The organism is Streptomyces sp. T028 (assembly GCF_048159505.1).
Taxonomy (GTDB): Bacteria; Actinomycetota; Actinomycetes; order Streptomycetales; family Streptomycetaceae; genus Streptomyces.
In genome coordinates this window covers 1-2065 of sequence record NZ_JBLRVZ010000142.1, presented here as the reverse complement: position 1 = coordinate 2065, position 2065 = coordinate 1, and the positions used below count along the sequence as shown (strand labels likewise).

Here is a 2065-nt window from a genome sequence, read left to right as displayed (position 1 = left end):
GGCAAGCTGCTCGGGATCGTCGGGGACGAGGAGATCCTCGCGGTCGTCGCCGGGCAGGAAGGCGGCAGGTGATGACCGTCGCCATCGAGAAACCCGAGAGACCCGAGAAGACCGAGCCCTTGGAGCAGACCGCTCCCGCCCGGAGCGTGCGCAAGATCAACCGGTCCGTGCTGGTGGCCGCGATCCTTCTCCTCTGGCTGGTGCTGTTCGCCGTACTGCGGGGCAAGCAGACCCTGTCTCTCGCCGCGGCCGATCTGACGGGCCTGCACCGCTGGTTCAACGACGTCAACGACTCCATCGGCGCGAACCGCAACTCCAACCCGGTCTTCATCTACTTCTTCAACGAGATACGGCTGGTCATCGACAGCCTGGTGACCTTCATCCAGGACCTGATCTCCCAGCCCTCCGACACCCGCCCGGTCCCGCAGATCGGCTGGCTGGGTGTGGTCGGGATCGCCGGATACGTCTCCTGGGCCGTCGGCAACTGGCGGGTGGCGCTGCTGGCGGTCGCCGGGTTCACGTTCATGGGGCTGCAGGGGCTGTGGCAGGAGAGCATGGACACCCTGGCTCTCACCCTCTCCGCGGTGCTCGTGGCGCTGCTGTTCGCGATCCCGCTGGGCGTGTGGGCCGGCCTGTCCGACCGGTTCAACCGGATCATGACGCCGTTCCTCGACTTCATGCAGACGATGCCGACCTTCGTCTACCTGGCCCCGCTGACCCTGTTCTTCCTCATCGGCGGCGCATCCGCGGCCATCGCGACACTCATCTACGCGGCACCGCCCGCGATCCGTATCACCGCGCACGCCATCCGCTCGGTGCCGACGACGACGGTCGAGGCGGCCGACTCACTGGGCGCGACCCGTCGGCAGGCGCTGCTGAAGGTGCTGCTGCCGATGTCCAAGCGGACCGTCGTGATGGGCGTCAACCAGACCATCATGGCCGCGCTCGCGATGGTCACCATCGCCGCCCTGATCGACGCGCCGGGCCTCGGCAAGACGGTCGTCCAGGCGCTGCAGTCCCTCGATGTCGGTACGGCCTTCAACGCGGGCCTCGCCATCGTCGTGATGGCGATCGTGCTGGACCGGGTCACCACGGCGGCCAGCGCCCGTGAGGAGACCGCCCGCCGCTCGAAGAACCGCTTCCTGAAGTGGCGCAAGCAACTGCTGGGCGCGGGCGCGGCGGTCACAGTGATCCTCATCTACATGTCGCACACCTACCTGTGGGCGGCGGAGTTCCCCGGTGAGGGCAGCCTCGGCAGCTCGATCGCGAGCACGGCCGACACCGCGACCACCTGGGCGCAGGACAACCTGTCCGGTCTGACCAACGCCTTCCGTGACACGATCACCAACGGCCTGCTCAACCCGTTCCAGACACTCCTCACCGACTCCCCGTGGTGGCTCGTGGGAGCGGTCCTCGTCGGACTCGCCGTCGTCCTCGGCGGCTGGCGTGCCGGTGTCACGACGGCCGTGTGCGTGGGGCTGCTGGTCGGCACGGGGGTGTGGTCGGACGCCATGACCACGCTGGCGTCGACCGTCGTCGCCACCGTGCTCGTGATGGCGCTGGGGATCGTCTTCGGTGTGTGGATGGGGCGCAGTGTGATGGTGGACCGGGTGCTGCGGCCGAGTCTGGACGCGGCGCAGGTGATGCCGCCGTTCGTCTATCTGGTGCCGTTCCTGGCGCTGTTCGGCGCGACCCGCTTCACGGCCATCGTCGCCGCCCTCGTCTACGCGGCACCGGTCGCGATGAAGATCATCGCGGATGGGGTGCGGGCGGTACCGCAGACGACGGTGGAGGCGGCCACCTCGGCCGGGTGCAACACCTGGCAGATCATCACCAAGGTTCAACTGCCGATGTCACGCAGTGCCCTGACGCTTGCGACCAATCAGGGGCTGATCTACGTGCTGTCGATGGTTGTGGTGGGCGGCCTGGTGGGGGCGGGGGCTCTCGGCTACGACGTCGTGGCCGGGTTCTCGCAGGGCCAGTTGTACGGGAAGGGGCTGGCGGCGGGTCTCGCCATCGTTCTTCTCGGCGTCATGTTCGACCGGATCACTCAGGCAGCGGCGCG

1 protein-coding gene is annotated in these 2065 nt (G+C 68.1%); it reads left to right on the top strand.

The window, feature by feature from the left end:
• Positions 1 to 71: 71 nt before the first annotated feature.
• Positions 72 to 2065, top strand: a 1994-nt coding sequence (locus ACLZN2_RS50975; protein WP_416987102.1) for an ABC transporter permease, incomplete at its 3' end; no start/stop codon positions are given.